This window comes from Vibrio parahaemolyticus (genome assembly GCF_900460535.1).
GTDB classification, from domain to species: domain Bacteria; phylum Pseudomonadota; class Gammaproteobacteria; order Enterobacterales; family Vibrionaceae; genus Vibrio; species Vibrio parahaemolyticus.
In genome coordinates, this window is sequence record NZ_UHIL01000001.1 from 1,289,511 (window position 1) to 1,307,693 (window position 18,183).

An 18,183-nucleotide genomic window follows, 5' to 3' on the forward strand; every position below is an offset into this window, starting at 1 on the left:
CTATCTCTTATTGAGTGAGGAATAGTGATGAAAAGCTAATAATCAAGGGTGCAAAGCACACCCTTGATGAGAATAGAAGAGAGGGTAATGTCTTAATGGCAGGAAAGAGTTAAGACAATGTCAGAAATCTCAGTTAATTATGGCTTACGTGCTACCAGCACTGCGCGGCGTGGTGCCGGGTAGCCTTCCACTGTTTTGCTTGGATCGTTTGGATCTAAGTAATCTGGTAGAGAGTTGTGTGTCATCCAATCTGTTGTGCGTTGCTCATCAACTGAAGTCACGTTCTCATCAACAATATGAACATCTTCAAAACCAACCAGTTCTAGCCACACTTTTAGTGCTTTCGCAGACGGGAAGAAGTACACATTGCGCATTTGAGCGTAGCGTGAGGTCGGCACAAGTACTGCGTTTTCATCGCCTTCGATTACCAAGGTTTCCAATACTAACTCACCACCAGAAACCAACTGATCTTTTAGTTGAATCAAATGGTCAAGTGGAGAACGACGGTGGTAGAGAACACCCATGCTGAACACGGTATCAAACGCTTCCAGTTTAGGCAGTTGCTCAATACCCAGCGGCAATAGGTGTGCTCGTTGGTCGCCGCCCATGAGTTTGCGAATCGCTTCAAACTGAATCAGGAACAGGTGAGACGGGTCGATACCTACGCAAAGACGAGCTCCTTCGCCTAACATGCGCCACATGTGGTAACCATTGCCACAACCCACATCGAGCACGCTGCGATTTTTCAGTGGAGAAATGTGTGGAAGTACGCGATCCCATTTCCAGTCGCTACGCCACTCGGTATCGATATGAATGCCGTGCACCGTGTATGGACCTTTGCGCCAAGGGTGGAAAGTACGCAGTAAGTTTTCTAGCTTTTTCAGTTCGCCTTCATGAAAAGGCGTATCGTTGCTGATGGTTACAGAGTTCTTGATATCAACTTGATCTGGTGAGCCTTCTGGAATTTTGTTCAGTGCTTTCAACCAGCGACCAAAGTCACCGTGCTCTGCATTTTGCCAGTCCGTTAACTGTTGTGGTAACACATTCAGCCAAGGTTGAAGACGCGTGTCTTGGGCAATCAATTGGTAGAAATTTGCAAAGTTAAACATAGTTAGTTAATCGCTGAGTTGATGATGTAATTAAATGAGTGAAAGCGCCGCCAAAGGCAGCATCAGTACTTGCCTGCTTGAGTACAAACTGAACTGGGTTCGACCGCGAACCTTACTTAATCGCGAACATAGAACCGAAGTTAAAGCATTGGAACCAAACGTCGTAGCTAGAGAAGCCAATTTTTGCGAAACGTTCTTTGTGGTCTTTTTTAGAGTCCGGACGCATTACGTTTTCGATTGCGCTACGTTTTTGGCTGATTTCCAATTCGCTGTAACCGTTGGCACGTTTGAAGTCGTGGTGAAGGTCAATGAGTAACTCATTAGACACTTCATCTTCGAAAACGAATTTCTCTGACAGAATCAAAATGCCACCAGGACGCAGGCCCGCGTAGATTTTTTCAAGCAGCGCGTAACGGTCTTCTGGTGATAAAAACTGGAGCGTGAAGTTCAATACCACGACAGATGCGTTTTCAATTTCGATATTACGAATATCGGCTTCGACCACAGTCACTGGCGTGTCGCTGCGGTAAGCGTTGACGTGTAACTTACAACGCTCAACCATGGCTGGAGAGTTGTCTACAGCAATGATTTTACAGCCTTCTTGTTTGATATGACGACGCATAGACAGCGTAGCGGCACCCAAAGAACAACCTAAGTCGTAGATGTTTGAGTGAGGCTTCACAAAGCGTTCTGCCAACATACCGATTGCAGAAATGATGTTGCTGTAACCCGGCACCGATCGCTGAATCATGTCAGGAAAAACTTCCGCTACGCGTTCATCGAACGTGAAATCCCCAATTTTATCGATTGGAGCCGAAAAAATAGTATCTGGATTGCTCTTAGGGTTCATAACCAAATCTCTGCATACAAGCTGACGGGGCGATTCGTCTTCAAAAAACTAGTTAGTCTAGTCTTCAAAAACGTCAGGCATCAAAAAAGGCGCGTATTTTATGAGAAATTCGCGCCTCTGTCATGCGTTGAGCAAATTATTGTTAGAACATCTGTAACTGCGAGTTGCCATCATTGGCAGGGAAGGGGGCTAAATCTGGCAGGGCGACATGCTTTTGTAGATTCTTGTAAATGTTCGCTGCCAGCTCAGGCGCAATAATATTGTCTGCTGTGTGAATCATTACATATGGCTGTTTACCTTCCGCAATCCATTGTGGCAATTTACTTAGCCAAGGCACAAAGAAGTCGTAATTTTGTTGTTCTTCCGGATGGCCAATAAAACGAATCATCGGGTGTGAAGCGGTTGCAATCGCATGAACGGGAACTTTGGGCTTCTTCATTTGAGCATCAATGATGGCTTCATTGTTAGGCTTTGCCGCAAACACAGGGCGGCTATCCATGATTATTCGGTCAATACCGTTTTCCACCAACCACTGATTAAGCGCTCGCTCTTCCTCGCCTTTAGAGAAAAAGGCCATATGACGTACTTCTACGCCCAGTGGAAAGTTAGGCGGGAAACTGGCGCAAAACTTTTTCAAACGTTCAAGATACTCTGGGCCAAAAGCTGCTGGGAGTTGGATCGTCCATTGACCGACGCGCTCATGCAGGGGCTCCATGATTTTCATAAAATCACGAAGTTGCTCGTTGCAACCTCTTAGCATTTGTTCATGAGTGATAGCCTTAGGGAGCTTAAACGTAAACTTAAAATCGTCGTGCGTTGCCGCTTTCCAATTTTGCACCGTGTTGTGTGTCGGCGTGGCGTAAAAGGTGGTATTTCCTTCCACAGTATGAAATACCTGAGCGTATTTTTCTAAACGCTCAGCAGGTTTAGTTCCACTACCGTAAAAGCTTTGTTGCCATTGGTTGTGAGACCACATGGTTAAACCAAGTCGAAGGGGTAAATTATCCATCATTCTTTATTGTTTGTATCTCCTGTACGCACTTTACGAGAGTTTTGCTGAAATAGGTAATTTCACGCTATAATCCCCACCAATTTTTTCGCTTTGGTGGGCTTTTGAACATTTGTTGTACTAAAAACCACCAGGGAATGATAAAACACACTTAATTGTATGTTGAGTAGTCGATTTTCATAGACTTTCAGCGTATAACGGAATCTTTACTCTGCTCGGCAATGAGGCTGACAGAGCGTAGTTAACAATATTTGAGAGATTGGGAATTTCATTATGCGTACCCATTACTGTGGTCACCTGAACAAGTCCCTTGCAGGACAAACTGTAGAACTTTGCGGCTGGGTTAACCGTCGTCGTGATTTAGGCGGTCTTATTTTCATTGATATGCGAGATCGTGAAGGCATCGTTCAGGTAGTTGTAGATCCAGATATGGCGGATGCGTATGAAGTGGCTAACACACTTCGTAATGAATTCTGTATCAAATTGACGGGTGAAGTTCGCGTTCGTCCTGAAAGCCAAGTAAACAAAGACATGGCAACAGGTGAAGTTGAGATCCTGGCGAAAGGTCTTGAAATCATCAACCGCAGTGACGTTCTGCCTCTAGACTTCAACCAAAAGAACTCAGAAGAACAACGTCTGAAGTACCGTTACCTAGATCTACGTCGTCCAGAAATGAGCGACCGTATCAAGCTACGTGCTAAAGCGTCTAGCTTTGTTCGTCGTTTCCTAGATGACAACGGCTTCCTAGACATCGAAACACCAGTACTAACCAAAGCGACACCAGAAGGCGCGCGTGACTACCTAGTACCAAGCCGTGTTCACAAAGGCAGCTTCTACGCGCTTCCTCAGTCTCCACAGCTATTCAAACAGCTGCTAATGATGTCTGGTTTTGACCGTTACTACCAAATCGTTAAGTGTTTCCGTGACGAAGACTTGCGTGCAGACCGTCAACCAGAATTTACTCAGATCGATATCGAAACGTCATTCATGACGGCTGATCAAGTTCGTGAAGTAACTGAAAAAATGGTTCGTGAAATGTGGCAAGAGCTACTGAACGTTGACCTAGGTGAATTCCCAGTAATGCCATTTAGCGAAGCGATTCGTCGTTTCGGTTCTGATAAGCCAGACCTACGTAACCCACTAGAGCTAGTAGACGTTGCAGACCTAGTAAAAGACGTTGAGTTCAAAGTATTCTCAGGTCCAGCGAACGACGAAAAAGGCCGCGTTGCAGTTATCCGTGTACCAGGCGGTGCAGAGTTAACTCGTAAGCAAATCGACGGTTATGCAGAGTTCGTAGGTATCTACGGTGCAAAAGGTCTAGCATGGATGAAGGTGAACGACCGTGCGGCAGGTGTGGAAGGTATCCAATCTCCTGTAGCTAAATTCCTAAGCGAAGACGTGATCAACGGTATCCTAGATCGCACTCAAGCGGAATCTGGCGACATCATTCTATTTGGTGCAGATAAAGCTAACATCGTTGCTGAAGCACTAGGCGCACTTCGTCTTAAACTAGGTAAAGACCTAGGTCTGACTAAAGAAGGCACTTGGGCTCCTCTATGGGTTGTTGACTTCCCAATGTTTGAAGAAGACGACGAAGGTAACCTACACGCAATGCACCACCCATTCACATCACCTCTAGGTGTGACAGCGGAAGAGCTAAAAGCGAACCCAGCAGTAGCGAACTCAAACGCATACGATATGGTTCTTAACGGCTACGAAGTGGGCGGTGGTTCTGTACGTATCCACAACGCAGAAATGCAAGCTGCGGTATTCGATATCCTAGGTATCGATGCAGAAGAGCAACAATTGAAATTCGGCTTCCTATTGGACGCTCTAAAATTCGGTACGCCTCCACACGCTGGCCTTGCATTCGGTCTAGACCGTCTAGTCATGCTGCTATGTGGTACTGAGAACATCCGTGATGTTATCGCGTTCCCGAAAACAACAGCAGCGGCGTGTTTGCTAACAGATGCTCCAAGCATTGCAAACCCAGCGGCTCTAGAAGAACTAGCGATTGCGGTAACTGCAGCGAAAGCAAAAGACGCAGAATAAGCGCACAACAATTAAAGAAAAAACTCCCGCACCTGCGGGAGTTTTTGTTTTAATGGGATATATCCAAACGACTTAAGAATGCTTGGGTTTAGATTCTAATAAAAATAGCGAGTTATTTAGGACGCTTCATGTCAATTATTTTGGGTATTGACCCAGGTTCTCGTATTACCGGTTACGGCGTTATTCGCCAGCAAGGCCGTCATCTGCAATATCTTGGCAGTGGGTGTATTCGTACCTCAGAAAAAGAATTGCCAGGTCGGCTTAAGCAAATCTATGCCGGCGTTACGGAAATCATCACCCAGTTTCAACCAGACGTATTTGCAATTGAGCAAGTGTTCATGGCGAAAAATGCCGATTCTGCTCTAAAGCTAGGGCAGGCTCGCGGTAGTGCGATCGTTGCGGCGGTGAATGCGGATCTTCCTGTGTATGAGTATGCTGCCCGTCTTATTAAGCAAGCTGTAGTGGGGACTGGTGGTGCAGACAAAGTGCAAGTTCAGCACATGGTGCAGCACATGTTAAAATTACCTGCAAAGCCTCAAGCCGATGCCGCGGATGCACTCGGTGTGGCAATTTGTCATGCCAATACGAACAAGACCTTGGTTGCGCTCGCAGGTAAAGCAAGCAGTGCGAGAAAAGGGCGTTATCGCTAGACTCTCACCGTACTAAAAATGAGACACCTCAGACAGATTTAAGGAATAAATTTGTTGTAAAAATGTTGCAAAACTATAGTGGTCGGATGTCTAATAAGAAATCAATCAAGGAAGATTGAACATGAATCCAGCCACGCTGTGGCGCAGTGTATTTATGCCGCGCCAACCTCAATGGACGAGAACGCAACAACGTCAAGCTGACATCCTCTCTTTATTTACCTTCATCGCTTTTCTGGTCGGAATTTATAGCTTAATTAAGTGGTTCAAGCATGGACACGAAAGCTTGATCTTAACTTCTGTCATTCTGATTACTCTTGAGCTTATTTCCGCTTCTAGTCTCAAATGGTTTAAGCAACCTGCGTTATCACTTAACCTTGGTTTTGTCGGGATGTCGGTGCATGCACTCAATATCATTTATCAAAGTGGTGGTGTGGTTGATTCAACTCAAACTTATTGGGTGCCTTTGTTGGTTGTCGCTTTCTTCTTATCTGGCACTCGTCTTATCGCTATTGCTTGGAGTGGCGTGGTGATTGCCATTTCCGCCTTAATGACACATCAGCATGTTTCAGGTTTTGAGTTTCCTCAACTGGTATTATCGGAAGCTTCTCAGCGATTAGAAATTTGGTCTGGTACCGTATTGCCGCTGGTGGTGATTTGTATCGCTCAGGCATTTACTGCTAAGCAACGTGATGATGCGATTGAAAATGCCGAAGCAGCAAAAGTCGAAAGTGAACAAGTCGCCAAAAAAGCAACAGAAGGTGAACTGCATCTGGCTGAAGTATTGGAACAAGCTAATTTAAATTCGATAGAGCTGAAATCTGTTTCGCAAGCGCTTGATGAGCAATCGTCGCAGTTGGATGAGCAAGTCAATGCACTCAACGTGAATAGTGAATCTCAAGCAAGTGCGGCAGAGCAAATGAGCCAACAAGTACATCACATGGCCACAGGGATTGAAGAGTCGAGCAAGTTTGTGGAAGAGCTGCGAGAGAAGAGTGAAGACGTTCATCAACAAGCAGAGAAAAGCTCGGAATTGCTGGAGGATTCTACCCAAGCGATCGGCCAGATCATTACTAGCCATGAAGAAATCATGAAAGTGGCAGACTTGATTACCTCTGTCGCAGAGCAAACCAACTTGCTGGCTTTAAATGCGGCAATCGAAGCAGCGCGAGCTGGAGATCAGGGCAGAGGTTTTGCTGTGGTTGCCGAGCAAGTACGAGAGCTATCAGCGAAGAGTAGCCAGTCCGCTATTGAGATTCGACACTTACTTGATCGTAGTGAGCAAGAAGTGAAGCATGGTCAAGACGTGGTGACGTCAAGCACCGAGAGGATGAACAATATTATTCAGCAAGTGACGACGATATCTCATGACGTACAAAGTTTATCAAGCATTATGGCAACGCAAATGACAGCGCTAAAAGAACTTGATGAAGCGAGTAGCGAAGTGGCGAATGGTGTAGTGAATACAAAATCCATTGCCGAGATTGTGGCTCAATATGGCAAAGAGCTCAGCGGTCAAGTTGTTGCTGTCCGGACGCTCACACAACAACTTGATCAAGTTGTCTCAAAAATCTAACCCCACAGCATAAAGGACTGGATGTCTATCCAGTTCTTTATTATCCTGTCGCAAATTCATTTCCAAAGAGTATTTATAGTGATTGGACGTCTTCGCGGCATTTTGCTTGAAAAGCAACCACCTGAAGTTTTAATTGAAGTTAACGGCATTGGCTATGAAGTTCAGATGCCAATGAGCTGTTTCTACGAACTGCCAAATATCGGCGAAGAAGCGATTATTTATACTCATTTTGTTGTGCGTGAAGACGCGCAATTGCTTTACGGTTTTAATACAGTAAAAGAGCGTGCGCTATTCCGTGAAGTGATCAAAGCAAACGGCGTTGGCCCTAAACTTGGCTTAGGTATTCTTTCAGGCATGACAGCGAGCCAGTTCGTGTCTTGTGTAGAGCGTGAAGATGTTTCTACGCTTGTGAAGTTACCAGGTGTTGGTAAGAAAACCGCCGAGCGTTTGGTCGTTGAAATGAAAGACCGCTTAAAAGGTTGGGGAGCTGGCGACTTATTCACGCCGTTTACTGATGCCGCTCCTACTGACTCGGCTGCCGCTTCGTCAAATAGTGCAGAAGAAGAGGCGGTCAGCGCACTTCTTGCTCTAGGCTACAAGCCAACTCAAGCGTCGAAAGTAGTTTCTCAAATTGCTAAACCGGACATGAGCAGCGAGCAGCTGATCCGTGAAGCACTAAAATCAATGGTGTAACGGAAAGTTCAAGGTAACAGTATGATTGAAGCCGATCGTTTAATCGCTCCTGAAAATCCAGCGTTTCGTGATGAAGATGTTATTGACCGTGCTATTCGCCCTAAAAAGTTGGCGGATTACCAAGGTCAGGATCATGTCCGTGATCAGATGGAGATTTTCATCAAAGCGGCACAATTGCGTAGTGAGGCGTTAGACCACCTACTTATTTTTGGCCCTCCAGGTTTGGGTAAAACGACGTTGGCAAACATTGTTGCTAACGAGATGGAAGTGAACATCCGTACTACTTCTGGACCTGTTCTCGAAAAAGCAGGCGATTTGGCCGCGTTGTTGACCAACCTTGAGGAAAACGACGTGCTTTTCATTGATGAGATCCATCGTCTTAGCCCTATGGTCGAAGAGGTGCTGTATCCGGCAATGGAAGATTACCAATTGGACATCATGATTGGTGAAGGCCCGGCCGCACGTTCTATCAAAATTGATTTGCCACCATTCACATTGATTGGTGCAACGACGCGTGCGGGGTCTTTGACTTCTCCGCTGCGTGACCGTTTTGGTATTACTCAGCGTCTTGAGTACTACAAAGTGCAAGATCTACAGAACATTGTTCAACGCAGTGCAGATTGCCTAGGGTTGTCGATGGAGCCAGAAGGCGCGTTAGAAGTTGCTCGACGAGCTCGTGGTACGCCTCGTATTGCAAACCGTCTATTGCGCCGTGTCCGTGATTATGCAGAAGTGAAGGGCAACGGACATATTTGTGCCGATGTTGCTGACAAAGCGCTTAATATGTTGGATGTGGATGCTCAGGGCTTCGATTACATGGACCGCAAGCTTCTTCTCGCTATCATGGAGAAATTTGGTGGTGGTCCAGTTGGACTCGACAATATGGCTGCCGCTATTGGTGAAGAAAAAGACACCATTGAAGATGTGCTAGAACCATATTTGATTCAGCAAGGCTATTTACAACGCACTCCCCGAGGAAGAATCGCCACAGATCGTGCATATCTTCATTTCGGAATTGAAAAATAAGATTCTAAGGCTGAGCAAAAATGCTCAGCCTTTCACCATAAGTGACCAACCTCTCATTTATTGAATTTCTTCTAATACTAATTAGGTAAGAAAAAAGCACTGATTGTTAACTCGATGTTTGCATGCAACTGGTTAATTTCTCTCCTGATTACTCTCTCTTAACATACGCTTCTAATACGGGTTGATCTGGATCAATGTGATGGATTTTTGTGCAAATTCAGCGCATAAACATTGATGTATATCAAAGCGCATTCCGGCTATAAACCTTTTGAAACAATCTGTTTTTACAAGTAATATTAGCCCCAGCTATATTAGCTGATGCTTAACAATTAACTAACCAATGAAGCACATTTTTGCAACAAAGAGTTGTGATAATTCAACAATTTTCAAGTGTGAATAACACCTGGATATGGATTGCAATATGTAGAGAGTGTCATTCAGCCGACACATAGGAGTTACCATGATTGACGTAGTTGATCTATCGCGGTTGCAGTTTGCACTAACAGCGATGTATCACTTCCTATTCGTACCATTGACCCTTGGTATGGCCTTCCTTTTGGCCATTATGGAATCGATGTACGTAATGACGAACAAGCAAATCTACAAGGACATGACCAAGTTCTGGGGTAAGCTGTTCGGTATTAACTTTGCACTTGGTGTGGCTACCGGCCTTACCATGGAATTCCAGTTTGGTACTAACTGGTCGTACTACTCCCACTATGTAGGTGACATCTTTGGTGCGCCGCTGGCGATCGAAGCACTTGTCGCTTTCTTCCTGGAGTCAACTTTTGTTGGTCTATTCTTCTTCGGGTGGGATCGTCTATCTAAACGCCAACACTTAGCTGTTACTTGGCTTGTGGCGCTGGGCTCTAACTTCTCTGCTCTTTGGATTCTTATCGCAAACGGCTGGATGCAAAACCCAGTAGGCGCGGACTTCAACTTCGAAACCATGCGTATGGAAATGGTAAGCTTCTCTGAAGTTGTACTAAACCCAGTTGCTCAGGTTAAGTTCGTGCATACGGTTGCTTCTGGTTACACTTGTGGCGCAATGTTTATTCTAGGCATCAGTTCATACTACCTATTAAAAGGTCGTGATATTGCGTTTGCTCGTCGTTCATTTGCTATCGCTGCATCTTTCGGTATTGCTGCGATCCTATCAACCATCGTTCTTGGTGACGAATCTGGTTACGAGCTTGGTGAAGTTCAAAAAGTGAAGCTTGCTGCAATTGAAGCAGAATGGCACACAGAACCAGCTCCAGCAGCGTTTACGTTGTTTGGTGTTCCTAACCAAGAAACCATGCACACCGATTACGCAATCAAGATCCCTTACGTAATGGGTATCATCGCGACACGTTCTTTTGATGAGCAAGTGACAGGTCTTCGCGACCTTCGTGATGAGCACGTTGAGCGTATTCGTGGCGGTATGTACGCTTACGAACTTCTCGAGAAACTTCGTGCTGGTGACAAGTCAGAAGAAAACATGACTGCGTTTGATGAAGTGAAAGGTGACCTAGGTTACGGTCTACTTCTAAAACGCTACACAGACAATGTTGTTGATGCGACAGAAGAGCAAATTCAAGCTGCTGCGGATGATTCAATCCCAACAGTATGGCCACTATTCTGGTCATTCCGTATCATGGTTGCTTGTGGCTTCATCATGTTGTTCGTATTCGGTGCGGCATTTATCCAAACATGTCGTCAAAAAATCGAACAAAAACAATGGATTCTTAAAGCTGCACTATTGAGTATTCCACTTCCGTGGATTGCGATTGAAGCGGGTTGGTTCGTCGCTGAGTACGGTCGTCAACCATGGGCTGTTGGTGAAATTCTTCCTGTGCACGTTGCGGCTTCAGCATTGACTGCAGGTGAAATCTGGACGTCACTATTCGCAATCTTGGCGCTATACACGGTATTCCTGATTGCAGAAGTTTACCTAATGTTGAAATTCGCTCGTAAAGGTCCAAGCAGTCTGAAAACTGGCCGCTACCACTTTGAGCAAAACGCTGACTCTGTTGAAGACAAAGTTAGTCGCCAAGTAGAAGCGTAAGGTAAGGAGATAACAAGATGTTTGATTACGAAATCTTGCGACTCATCTGGTGGGTACTAATCGGTGTTCTACTAGTTGGTTTTGCAGTAACAGACGGTTTCGATATGGGTGTAGGCGCGCTTGTACCTATTATCGGTAAAAACGACACACAACGTCGTGTCATGATTAACTCAATTGCCCCTCACTGGGATGGTAACCAAGTTTGGCTTATCACTGCTGGTGGTGCATTGTTCGCCGCTTGGCCTTTGGTTTACGCAACGTCATTCTCAGGCTTCTACTTAGCAATGATCCTGACGCTAGCTGCACTTTGGCTTCGTCCTCTGGGCCTAGATTACCGCTCTAAGATCGAAGAGCCAAAATGGCGTAATACTTGGGATATCTGTATCTCAATCAGTGGTTTTGTTCCGCCAATCATCTTTGGTGTGGCGTTTGGTAACCTTCTACAAGGTGTTCCATTCCAATTGAGCGAGTTTTTGATGCCAACATACCATGGCTCATTCTTTGGTCTGCTAAACCCATTTGCTCTGCTTTGTGGTCTGGTTAGCTTGTCCATGATTTTGATGCAAGGTTCTACTTGGCTACAAATGAAAACAACGGGTGAAGTTCACACACGTGCTCGCAACGTTGCTCAAATCACGGGTCTACTAACAGTGGTTGCGTTTGTTGCTGCAGGTTTCTGGGTTCAAAACATTGACGGTTACGTGATTGTTGGTGGCATCGACACAAACGCAGCTTCTAACCCTCTAAACAAAGAGGTAATCCGTGAAGCTGGTGCGTGGATGATGAACTTTGAAAACTACCCACTACTATGGGCTGCTCCTGTACTAGGTGTTGCAATGCCGCTGCTTGCTGTATTGTCATCTCGTCTTGAAAAGTGTGCGATTTCGTTCATCACTTCAAGCCTAGGTGTTGCTGGCGTTATCTTTACTGCAGGTTTTGCGATGTTCCCATTCATCATGCCTTCAGATCTAATGCCAAGCCACAGTCTAACAATGTGGGATGCAACATCATCTGAGTTGACTCTGAACCTGATGACAGGCGTAGCGTTTGTTATGGTTCCAATCATCCTTGGTTACACGTCTTGGACTTACTACAAGATGTTTGGTCGCCTTGATGATCAGTACATTGAAGACAACAAAAACTCACTATACTAAGGAGCAATTACTATGTGGTATTTCGCATGGATTCTAGGTGTACTACTTGCTTGTGCATTCGGTATCATCAACGCTCTTTGGTTAGAGCACTCAGAAATGATGGACAAAGACAGTGAGTAATTTCGCTGACAAGGTAGCGAAGTTTCACGAACCAATGGATAAGACTCTGTTAAGAGTCTTATCCCTCATCCTTGGCTTTATGCACGTAGGATTGGTGATGTGGGATCCAGAAGCGTACCATCAAGCGATTGGTGGCTTTAACGCAGTGATCGCCCCGGCACTGATTTGGGCATTGTGCTCAAGTATGGTGTTCGGCGTAGGCTTCAAACCGAGAAATTGGTACTGGCAATTGTTGTTTAGCCCTTACTTCTCGTTAGCTATCTTAATTTATCTAACTGCGCTTTATTTCATGTAAATTGAATTACATTGCAATAAAGTTGGTTATTAAATCATCGAGTAAAAGCCGGGCAGTTTGTCTGGCTTTTATTTTTTCTACAAAAATCAAAAATATTCCTTCCGTTCAGTACCAATTGCTGTTGCTTCAGTTATAGTAACCACTTTAAAGAATTGAATATATTGGTACTCCCTTGCAAGGCACATCAAATCCCTTCCGCTGGCCGATCACCGTGTACTATGAAGACACCGATGCGGGCGGCGTTGTATATCATTCAAACTATTTAAAATTCTTTGAGCGCGCGCGTACTGAGATGTTGCGTGCAAAAGGCATTTCTCAACATGTGTTACTGGAACAAAATATTGGCTTTGTTGTCCGACACATGGATATCGATTTTAAACAAGGGGCGAGACTGGACGAACAGTTGACAGTATTAACCCGAGTGTCAGAAATAAAACGTGCGTCTTTGCAATTCTGTCAAGAGTTGGTCAATGATCAAGGCAAGATATTGTGCAAGGCCTTTGTTAAGGTAGCATGTATCGATAATAAGAAAATGAAACCAATAGCTATTCCAACATTTATCAATTCGGAGCTAATAAATAGTGACTGCTGATATTTCCATTTTAGATCTCTTTCTTCAGGCCAGTCTGTTGGTAAAACTTGTGATGCTGACATTGCTAGGCATGTCAATCGCGTCATGGGCAATGATCATCAAGCGTAGCAAAGTGCTTTCCCAAGCATCAAAAAATGCAGAGCAATTTGAAGACAAATTCTGGTCAGGTACAGACCTTTCCCAACTTTACCAAAAAGTGAAAGGGCGCAAAGACGAGATCGCAGGTACAGAAGAAATCTTCTACGCAGGTTTCACAGAATTTGCTCGTTTACGTAAGAGCAATGCGAACTCACCAGCATACATTATGGAAGGCACAGGTCGCGCGATGCGTGTTGCTGTTGCGCGTGAAGTTGATGAGCTTGAAACAAGCCTACCTTTCTTAGCAACTGTCGGTTCAATCAGCCCATACATTGGTTTGTTTGGTACTGTTTGGGGCATCATGCATGCGTTTATCGCACTGGGTGAAGTGAAACAAGCAACGCTTTCTATGGTTGCCCCAGGTATCGCAGAAGCGTTGATCGCGACTGCTATGGGTCTATTCGCAGCAATTCCTGCGGTAATGGCTTATAACCGACTAAGCAACAAAGTAAGTAAGCTGGAACATACTTACGCAACATTTTCAGAAGAATTCCACAGCATCCTTCATCGTCAAGCGATGGCTGGCCGAGACAGCGCGGATAAGGAATAAAGCATGGCGGGTTATCAACCTAAAAAGCGAAAAATGACGGCAGAGATTAACGTCGTTCCTTATATTGACGTAATGCTTGTGCTGTTAATTATTTTTATGGCGACCGCTCCGTTTGTAACTCAAGGCGTAGATGTCGATCTACCAAAGACATCAAATGCAACTCCTGCTCAAGAACTTGCAGGGGATACCGATAGCAGCTTCATCATCATTGAAATCGATCGTGACGGCAATTTAGGCCTAAGCGTGAACGATGAAGAAGTGCAACGTGGTCTTTCACTGCAAGATGTCATTGTTCGAGTTAAAGCAGAGCGTTCCATCAAACCTGATTCACCAGTCGCAGTAGGCGGCGATGCAGCGACGCCATACGCTGATGTTGTCCTTTTACTTGATGAATTGAGTCGTGCTGGAATCCCTAAAGTAGGGCTCCTGACCGATATTAGGGAATAAACGTCAATATTCATGAAAGACAAAAAGAAACAATCGAAAGAGTACACTAAACCGATAGTCATATCGGTAGGTCTGCATGCTCTCTTGGTAGCAGCATTGCTCTGGGGTACTGATTTTGCCATGACCAAACCTGAGCCAACTGGACAGATGGTTCAGGCTGTCGTGATAGACCCTAAACTGGTGCAACAACAAGCGAAAGAAATTCGTCAGCAGCGTGAAAGAGCGGCCAAAAAAGAGCAAGATCGTCTTGATAAATTAAGACGCGAGGCGGAGCAGCTTGAGAAAAACCGTAAGGCTGAAGAAGAACAAATTCGTAAGTTGAAAGAACAGCAAGCGAAAGATGCAAAAGCGGCCAGAGAAGCTGAAGCGGCTCGCAAGCAAAAAGAGCAGGAACGCAAAGCAGAAGAAGAACGAGTTCGCCAAGAAAAAGAGCGTGCAGCTAAACTTGAGAAAGAGCGTAAAGCGAAAGAAGAAGCTGTACGTAAAGCAGAGCAGGAACGTTTAGCCAAAGAAGCGGCGATTGCCAAAGCGGAACAAGAGCGAGTAGCTCGCGAGAAGGCGGCAAAAGAAGCGGAAGAAAAGGCAAAACGTGAACGCGAGGCGGCTCAAAAAGCGGAACAAGAACGCATTGCGAAAGAAAAAGCGGCAAAAGAAGCTGCGGAAAAAGCACGTAAAGAAAAAGAGCGCCTTGAGCGTTTAGAACGTGAGCGTAAAGAGCAAGAAGCTGCACTGGATGATATTTTTGCAGGCCTAGAAAGTGAAGCGAGTGCAAACCAACAGGCTCAGGGGAAATTTGTGGCTGATGAGGTTTCCCGCTACAGTTCAATTTATATTCAGCTTATTCAAAGCCGATTGCTAAAGGATGACTACCTATTGGGAAAGGAGTGTAGAGTTAACATTAAGCTGATTCCTACGGGAACTGACATGATTGTTTCGTCAGTTAACGTGCTTTCTGGTGACTCTAGAGTATGTGCTGCTGCAAAGAGTGCAATTGCACAAGTACCAAGTTTCCCGATGTCAACCGATTCAACAGTTAACCAAAGGCTGAAGGATATTAACCTTACGGTCGCACTACAACAATAAGGGATAAGCCGTGATTAAACGTCTTTTACTAGGAATGTTTGTACTGCTAGGCAGTCTAACGAATGTAGCGCACGCTGCATTGGAGCTGGTCATTACTGATGGTATTGATTCGGCACGACCAATTGCTGTTGTTCCCTTTAAATGGGAGGGTAGTCAACCACTTCCTACCGACATTTCTGCTGTCATTGCGTCTGATCTACAGCGCAGTGGTAAGTTCAGCCCAGTACCAACTAATAAAATGCCACAAACGCCATTCAATGAATCAGAAGTTAACTTTGATTCGTGGACAAGCCTTGGTGTAGATGCGCTGTTAACTGGCTCTATCAAGCAAAATGAGCAAGGCGATTACGTTGTAAATTACCAGCTTGTTGATGTGGTACGCGGTCAGTTAACTGGTGGGCAGAGCAAAGCTCTAGGGAGTGACGGCGAGCTTGTTTTATCTAAAGACCATGTGTTGTTCAACAAAGTGGCTACGGTAAAAGGCCCTCGTATGCGTGAGTACGCTCATCGTATTTCCGACCTTGTGTATGAACAACTGACTGGTGAACGTGGCGCATTTATGACTCGTATTGCCTACGTGGTTGTAAACGACAAAGACCGTTTCCCGTACCAGCTTCGTGTCGCTGATTACGATGGTTACAACGAGCGATTAGTATTGCGTTCTAAGCAGCCTCTGATGTCTCCTGCATGGTCTCCAGATGGGCAGAAACTTGCGTATGTAAGCTTCCAAAATGGCCAAGCAGAAATTTTCATCATGAACATCTATACCGGTGAACGTGAAAAAATTACGTCATACCCTCGCCATAATGGTGCGCCAAGATTCTCTCCTGATGGTAACAAGTTAGCGCTTGTACTGTCTAAGACGGGCACTCTACAGGTGTACACTTTTGACCTGAAAACTCGCAAACTCACCCAAATTACGCGTAGCAGATCAAATAATACTGAACCGTTCTGGCACCCTGATGGCAAATCGCTGATTTTCACATCGGATAGGGGTGGTAAACCACAGATTTATCAAGTAAATTTGGGCAGCGGTTCTATCGATCGCTTGACTTGGCAAGGTAGCCAAAACTTGGGTGGTCAAATCACACCTGATGGCCGATTCCTAGTAATGGTGAATCGCAGTGATTCAGGTTTTAATTTGGCGAAACAAGATTTGGAAACTGGTGCTCTTCAAGTCTTAACTAAGACTCTATTAGACGAGTCTCCGAGTATTGCCCCTAACGGTGGCATGGTTGTGTATAGCTCGATTTACAACAAGAAAAACGTACTATCGATGGTGTCAATTGATGGTCGATTTAAAGCTAGATTACCGGCAACAAATGGGCGTGTGAGAGCGCCTGCGTGGTCACCGTTTTTGTAGTAATAAGTTTGATTAATAAAGGAAAATAAGATGCAACTGAACAAGGTTCTAAAAGGGCTACTAATCGCGCTTCCTGTAATGGCTATGACTGCGTGTAGTTCAAGCGACGACGCAGCTTCTAACACTGGCGCAGCAACGAACAACAATGCTGCAGCAGAAACAACAGTAGCGACGCCGATCGATCAAAGCGGTCAGCTAACTGAACAAGAGCTAAAAGAGCAAGCACTTCGCGAAACTCAAACAATTTACTTCGCGTTTGACAACTCTACAATTGCAGGTGATTACGAAGAGATGCTAGCAGCTCACGCTTCTTACCTAAGCAAGAACCCTGCTCTAAAAGTAACGATTGAAGGCCACGCTGATGAGCGCGGTACTCCTGAGTACAACATCGCTCTAGGCGAGCGTCGTGCTCAAGCAGTTGCTAACTACCTACAAGCGCTAGGTGTACAAGCAGATCAAATCTCAATCGTTAGCTACGGTGAAGAGAAGCCACTTCTTCTAGGTCAATCAGATGAAGTGTACGCTAAAAACCGTCGCGCGGTTCTAGTATACTAATTCGAGGAAATCCTCATGTTCAGTAACACTAAGCGCGCTGTTGCGCTTACGTTACTGGCAAGTGCAGCGAACTTCGCGTTCGCTGCACCAGCTCCAGTATCCGATCTCAACAGCACATCCTCAGCCTCTAAGAGCCGTTCATCTGAAACGGAAGTCGAGCGATTAGAGCGTCTACTACAAAATCGCAACCGTGTTCAGCTCCAAATGCAAGAGCAGATCGACCAAATGTCACAAGAGATCAGTGATTTGCGTGGTCAATTAGAGCGAAATAGCTATGAAATGCAGCAAATGTTGCAGCGTCAACGTGAGTTGTTTGTCGAGCTTGACCGTATTCGCGGTGAGATGAAGTCGGCACCGGTAAAAGAAACCAAACCAACAGAAACTAGTGGTAAATACACGCCAAATGTTGATGAGCAAACGGCATACCAAAATGCGGTTGACTTAATCCTTAAAAAGCGTGACTACACCGGTGCAATTGCTGCGTTCCAGCAGTTCCAGAAAGACTATCCTGATTCCACATACTCAGCGAATTCACACTATTGGTTAGGCCAATTGTACTTCGCCAAGAAACAGGATAAAGACGCGGTTAAAAGCTTTGCTGCGGTAGTGTCTTATAAAGACTCTAACAAACGAGCTGACGCCTTGCTTAAGTTAGGCGAAATCGCAGAGCGTAATAACAATGCCGCTCAAGCGAAAAAATACTACCAACAAGTTGTCGATGAATACCCAGGTAGTGCGTCGGCTAAACTGGCTGGCTCAAAGCTGAAATAAACACCATTCTAAAAAGGAAGCTTTAGCTTCCTTTTTCTTTTTAGATGCCTTCTGTTTTTTAAATTTTTTACAAAATTGCCGCGCATAAGAAAATGCCACATGTAAC

The 18,183-nt window shown here is 45.1% G+C and carries 19 protein-coding genes; 16 read left to right on the forward strand and 3 right to left on the reverse strand.

The window, feature by feature from the left end; all coding sequences use genetic code 11:
• Positions 1-137 precede the first annotated feature (137 nt).
• The 3 genes from cmoB to DYB02_RS06570 form a co-directional block, all read right to left on the reverse strand.
• The gene (gene cmoB / locus DYB02_RS06560) at positions 138-1,109 is read right to left on the reverse strand and encodes a tRNA 5-methoxyuridine(34)/uridine 5-oxyacetic acid(34) synthase CmoB (RefSeq protein WP_005483112.1); all 972 of its coding nucleotides are present in this window, start codon (positions 1,107-1,109) and stop codon (positions 138-140) included.
• Between the two features lie 112 nt (positions 1,110-1,221).
• Entirely contained in the window at positions 1,222-1,959 is a 738-nt protein-coding gene (cmoA, locus tag DYB02_RS06565; RefSeq protein ID WP_005457217.1) for a carboxy-S-adenosyl-L-methionine synthase CmoA, read from the reverse strand.
• 142 nt (positions 1,960-2,101) lie between these two features.
• Positions 2,102-2,968, reverse strand: a complete 867-nt coding sequence (locus tag DYB02_RS06570) for a DUF72 domain-containing protein (protein ID WP_025611221.1) — start codon at positions 2,966-2,968, stop codon at positions 2,102-2,104.
• 273 nt (positions 2,969-3,241) lie between these two features.
• Between DYB02_RS06570 and aspS the strand changes: the two genes are divergently transcribed.
• From aspS to ybgF, 16 genes are all read left to right on the forward strand, one after another.
• Positions 3,242-5,020, forward strand: a complete 1,779-nt coding sequence (gene aspS / locus DYB02_RS06575) for an aspartate--tRNA ligase (protein WP_005483110.1) — start codon at positions 3,242-3,244, stop codon at positions 5,018-5,020.
• Between the two features lie 128 nt (positions 5,021-5,148).
• Positions 5,149-5,670 (forward strand): crossover junction endodeoxyribonuclease RuvC, encoded by a 522-nt coding sequence (gene ruvC / locus DYB02_RS06580; RefSeq protein WP_005457261.1) that lies wholly within the window; start codon positions 5,149-5,151, stop codon positions 5,668-5,670.
• Between the two features lie 121 nt (positions 5,671-5,791).
• The gene (locus DYB02_RS06585) at positions 5,792-7,243 is read left to right on the forward strand and encodes a methyl-accepting chemotaxis protein (protein WP_029805311.1); all 1,452 of its coding nucleotides are present in this window, start codon (positions 5,792-5,794) and stop codon (positions 7,241-7,243) included.
• Positions 7,244-7,321: 78 nt separating this feature from the next.
• On the forward strand, positions 7,322-7,936 hold the full coding sequence (gene ruvA / locus DYB02_RS06590; RefSeq protein ID WP_005486097.1) for a Holliday junction branch migration protein RuvA: 615 nt from the start codon (positions 7,322-7,324) through the stop codon (positions 7,934-7,936).
• 21 nt (positions 7,937-7,957) lie between these two features.
• Complete coding sequence (gene ruvB, locus DYB02_RS06595) at positions 7,958-8,962, forward strand: Holliday junction branch migration DNA helicase RuvB (RefSeq protein WP_005457270.1); 1,005 nt, start codon at positions 7,958-7,960, stop codon at positions 8,960-8,962.
• Between the two features lie 460 nt (positions 8,963-9,422).
• Entirely contained in the window at positions 9,423-11,009 is a 1,587-nt protein-coding gene (gene cydA / locus DYB02_RS06600; protein WP_005457265.1) for a cytochrome ubiquinol oxidase subunit I, read from the forward strand.
• A gap of 17 nt (positions 11,010-11,026) precedes the next feature.
• Positions 11,027-12,163 carry a cytochrome d ubiquinol oxidase subunit II gene (gene cydB, locus DYB02_RS06605; protein ID WP_021822988.1) on the forward strand — a complete coding sequence of 379 codons (1,137 nt, stop codon included), beginning with the start codon at positions 11,027-11,029 and terminating at the stop codon, positions 12,161-12,163.
• 12 nt (positions 12,164-12,175) lie between these two features.
• Positions 12,176-12,283 carry a cytochrome bd-I oxidase subunit CydX gene (gene cydX / locus DYB02_RS06610; protein WP_000270284.1) on the forward strand — a complete coding sequence of 36 codons (108 nt, stop codon included), beginning with the start codon at positions 12,176-12,178 and terminating at the stop codon, positions 12,281-12,283.
• The gene (gene ybgE / locus DYB02_RS06615; protein WP_025501902.1) at positions 12,276-12,578 is read left to right on the forward strand and encodes a cyd operon protein YbgE; all 303 of its coding nucleotides are present in this window, start codon (positions 12,276-12,278) and stop codon (positions 12,576-12,578) included. The genes cydX and ybgE overlap by 8 nt, the downstream gene beginning before the upstream one ends.
• A 172-nt stretch (positions 12,579-12,750) precedes the next feature.
• On the forward strand, positions 12,751-13,170 hold the full coding sequence (ybgC, locus tag DYB02_RS06620) for a tol-pal system-associated acyl-CoA thioesterase (protein WP_025501903.1): 420 nt from the start codon (positions 12,751-12,753) through the stop codon (positions 13,168-13,170).
• The gene (gene tolQ / locus DYB02_RS06625) at positions 13,160-13,858 is read left to right on the forward strand and encodes a protein TolQ (RefSeq protein ID WP_005485405.1); all 699 of its coding nucleotides are present in this window, start codon (positions 13,160-13,162) and stop codon (positions 13,856-13,858) included. The genes ybgC and tolQ overlap by 11 nt, the downstream gene beginning before the upstream one ends.
• 3 nt (positions 13,859-13,861) lie before the next feature.
• The gene (locus DYB02_RS06630) at positions 13,862-14,305 is read left to right on the forward strand and encodes an ExbD/TolR family protein (RefSeq protein WP_005485411.1); all 444 of its coding nucleotides are present in this window, start codon (positions 13,862-13,864) and stop codon (positions 14,303-14,305) included.
• A 12-nt stretch (positions 14,306-14,317) separates the two neighbouring features.
• Positions 14,318-15,388, forward strand: a complete 1,071-nt coding sequence (tolA, locus tag DYB02_RS06635; RefSeq protein ID WP_029853259.1) for a cell envelope integrity protein TolA — start codon at positions 14,318-14,320, stop codon at positions 15,386-15,388.
• A gap of 10 nt (positions 15,389-15,398) precedes the next feature.
• Entirely contained in the window at positions 15,399-16,751 is a 1,353-nt protein-coding gene (gene tolB / locus DYB02_RS06640) for a Tol-Pal system beta propeller repeat protein TolB (protein ID WP_005459807.1), read from the forward strand.
• A 30-nt stretch (positions 16,752-16,781) separates the two neighbouring features.
• The gene (gene pal, locus DYB02_RS06645) at positions 16,782-17,306 is read left to right on the forward strand and encodes a peptidoglycan-associated lipoprotein Pal (RefSeq protein ID WP_005459802.1); all 525 of its coding nucleotides are present in this window, start codon (positions 16,782-16,784) and stop codon (positions 17,304-17,306) included.
• A 15-nt stretch (positions 17,307-17,321) separates the two neighbouring features.
• Positions 17,322-18,077 carry a tol-pal system protein YbgF gene (gene ybgF / locus DYB02_RS06650; RefSeq protein WP_005495819.1) on the forward strand — a complete coding sequence of 252 codons (756 nt, stop codon included), beginning with the start codon at positions 17,322-17,324 and terminating at the stop codon, positions 18,075-18,077.
• Positions 18,078-18,183: the final 106 nt, after the last annotated feature.